Genomic DNA, 3034 nt, shown 5'->3' with positions numbered 1-3034 from the left:
GGCCGAAGCGGTGGCGGCGGAGACCGCGGCGCTGCGCGAACTGGCCGCCGGGCACGACGGCGTGCACACGGCCGCGCTCGCCGTCGACCCGCACCACTGGCAGCTGCTGCGCTTCGTGCTGTGGCAGGAGGCCGTCCCGGACGGCGAGGACGCCACCGAGCGGTACGAGGTGCTGCGCCTGTCCACGCCGGAGCGCTGACCGCCCGGGCCGCCGGCCGCCGGGTGTTCAGCCGTCGATCACGTGCGGGACGAACCGCGCGTACTCGTCGGTGATGAGCCCCGCCGACTCCCTGATGCCCAGCCCGGCCGGCTCGCCGTCGACGACCCACGCGCCGAGGACCGTGCGGTTGCCGTCGAAGTCCGGGAGCGGGCACAGCTGCTGGTAGCAGCACGGCTCGTCCCGCGGCACCGGGTCGGTGCCCGCCTCGTGGACGGTGATGCCGGCGCCTTCCCGGCCCAGCAGCGGCTTGGCGACCCAGCCGCCGTCGCGGGCGAGCTCCCGCGGGCCGTCGAGGTAGGCGGGGAGCAGGTTGGGGTGGCCGGGGTGGAGCTCCCACAGGATCGCCAGGAGCGCCTTGTTGGACAGCAGCATCTTCCACGCCGGCTCGATCCACAGCGTGGATCCCGTACCGCCGCCGTTGTCGAGGGTGTCCAGGGCGTTGGAGCCGAAGCGGTCGGTCGTCAGCCACTCCCACGGGTAGAGCTTGAAGCAGGAGCGGATGAAGGCGTACCGCTCGTCGACGAAGCGCCCGGAGAGGGGGTCCCAGCCGATGTTCTCCATGGAGATCGCCCGGGTGTCCAGGCCGGCCTGCTCGGCGGTCTCGCGCAGGTAGGCGACCGTCATCAGGTCCTCGCCGAGCTCGTCGCCGGCCGAGTGCGCGAAGTACAGCGGCGTGCCGGGCGGCAGCAGCGGCGCCTGCCGCTTCCAGGCGTCGACGAGGCGCTCGTGCAGGGAGTTCCACTGGTCGAGACCGGGGAAGCGGTCCTCCATCCAGAACCACTGGGCGCTCGCCGCCTCCACCAGGGAGGTGGGCGTGTCGGCGTTGTACTCCAGCAGCTTGGCCGGGCGGCCGCCGCCGTCGTGGCGCAGGTCGAAGCGGCCGTAGACGGAGGGGAGTTCGCCGCGGCGGCGCCAGGACTCGGCGATCAGGGCGGTCAGCGCCGGGTCGGTGAGGCCGAGGTCGGCGAAGCGGTCGTGCTCGACGATGTGCGCGGCCGCGGCCGTGCACATCTCGTGCAGCTCCGCGACCGTCTCCTCCAGCTCCTCGACCTCGGCGAGCGTGAAGGAGTAGTACGCGCTCTCGTCCCAGTACGGGCGCAGGGAGCCGTCGGGGAGGCGGGTCAGGGGGTAGATCACGCCCTGCTCCTCGACGGTGGCCTGCCAGCCGGGGCGGGGCTCGGTGCGGTGGCGGCGCATCGGGTCAGCCGCCGCCGGAGCCGGAGTTCGAGCAGCCGAAGCCGCCGCGGTCGGCGGCCTGGCTCTTGCTGAAGGTGCCGCTCCCGGCGTAGCCGCCGGACTTGTCCGAGCCGTAGTACCAGCGGCCCGCCGAGCTGCTGCCGCCGCTGCCGCCGCCGTTCCCGCTGCCGCCGCCCTTGCTCTTGCACGCCTTGGAGTCGACGACCCGGTAGCCGCCGCGCGCGACGTCGTAGCTGTTCGGGTCGACGCAGCGCTTGTCCGGCTCGGAGCCGCAGGAGGTCAGGGCCGCGGCGAGCGCGCCCATCCCGCCGAGGACGACCGTGGACGAGCGCAGCCTGCGCCGCGTCCTGCCCGTCTTTTCCGTCATGCAGATGACCCCCGTCATGTTCTGCTTCTGGTGTTTCTGGTGTTTCCGGTGTTTCGCCTGCTGTGTCGCCGGCGGTTTCCACTCCCGCACTGGCGTGCGACGAGGCCCCTCACCCTAAGGGGCACTTCCGGACGCCGTACGGCGGGGCGGCCTACAGTCGGACGGTGCTCCTGGGGATGCTCTGCGCGCCGGGTCCGGCGGTGCGTTTCGGCGGGCTTCGCCCTGGCGCCCGTCCCCGGGGCCGGTCGTCACTCCGCCGGCGGCAGGACCCTCAGCAGCGCCTCCAGCGCGCCCGGGAACGCGTGGTCCGGCGGGGTGCCGTAGCCGACGATGAGGCCGCTGGGGGCGGGGTCCGGGGCCGGGGTGCAGCGCAGGCGGGAGAGGCCCTCCAGGGCCAGGCCCTCCCACGCCGCGGCCTGCAGGGTGGGGTGCTCCGTGCCCGGCGGCAGTTCGAGGACGGCGTGCAGGCCCGCCGCGATGCCGGTGACCTTGATGTGCGGGGCGCGCTCGGCGAGGACCTCCACGAGCCGGTCGCGCCGCCGCCGGTACCGCAGCCGCATCGCGCGGACGTGCCGGTCGTACGCCCCGGACGTGATGAACTCCGCGAGCGTCAGCTGCTCCAGGGCGCCCGAGCTCCACTCCCCCGCCCGCTTGTGGACCAGCACCTCGCCGTCGAGGTGCTCCGGCAGGACCATCCACGCCAGCCGCAGCCCCGGTGCGAGGGCCTTGCTCGCGGTGCCGAAGTAGACGATGCGCTCCGGACTGAGGCCCTGCAGGCAGCCCACCGGCTGCCGGTCGTAGCGGAACTCGCCGTCGTAGTCGTCCTCCAGGATCGTCCCGCCGGTACGGGCCGCCCAGTCGACGACCGCGGCGCGCCGGTCGGGGTGCAGGGGCACGCCGGTGGGGAACTGGTGCGCCGGGGTGATCAGCACCGACCGGACGGCCGCCTTGCCGCCCTCCAGCACGCCGACGTCGGCACCCTGATCGTCCAGCGGCATCGGCAGGCACTGCAGCCCCGCCCGCTCCAGCGCCTCCCGGTGGAACCACAGCCCGTACTCCTCCACCCCCATCTCCCGCGTCCCGCGCTCCCGCAGCACCCGGCTCACCAGCGCCAGCCCCTGCGTGAACCCCGAGCACACCACGATCCGCTCCGGGTCCGCGTGCACGCCGCGGGCCCGCGCCAGGTAGCCGGCGAGGGCGGTCCGCAGCTCGATCCGGCCCCGCTCGTCGACGTGCCCGAACGCGTCGTT

At 74.1% G+C, this 3034-nt stretch carries 4 protein-coding genes; 1 reads left to right on the top strand and 3 read right to left on the bottom strand.

Going from position 1 to position 3034, the window contains the following annotated elements; genetic code table 11:
• Positions 1–199 (top strand): DUF4865 family protein (locus V7793_RS35770; RefSeq protein ID WP_336013849.1); only part of this gene is annotated, 199 nt, incomplete at its 5' end.
• Positions 200–226: 27 nt separating this feature from the next.
• On the opposite strand, the gene V7793_RS35765 is transcribed toward V7793_RS35770, so the two are convergent.
• The 3 genes from V7793_RS35765 to V7793_RS35755 form a co-directional block, all read right to left on the bottom strand.
• Positions 227–1417 (bottom strand): glutathionylspermidine synthase family protein, encoded by a 1191-nt coding sequence (locus tag V7793_RS35765; RefSeq protein WP_336013848.1) that lies wholly within the window; start codon positions 1415–1417, stop codon positions 227–229.
• 4 nt (positions 1418–1421) lie between these two features.
• Positions 1422–1784 carry a hypothetical protein gene (locus V7793_RS35760; RefSeq protein ID WP_336013847.1) on the bottom strand — a complete coding sequence of 121 codons (363 nt, stop codon included), beginning with the start codon at positions 1782–1784 and terminating at the stop codon, positions 1422–1424.
• Between the two features lie 248 nt (positions 1785–2032).
• On the bottom strand, positions 2033–3034 hold a 1002-nt coding region (locus tag V7793_RS35755; RefSeq protein ID WP_336013846.1), incomplete at its 5' end, for an aminotransferase-like domain-containing protein.

The sequence above is a fragment of the Streptomyces sp. KLMMK genome (genome assembly GCF_036961605.1).
Classification (GTDB): domain Bacteria; phylum Actinomycetota; class Actinomycetes; order Streptomycetales; family Streptomycetaceae; genus Streptomyces; species Streptomyces telluris.
The sequence above is the reverse complement of the archived record's forward strand: the minus strand, read 5'-3'. Positions and strand labels throughout refer to the sequence as shown.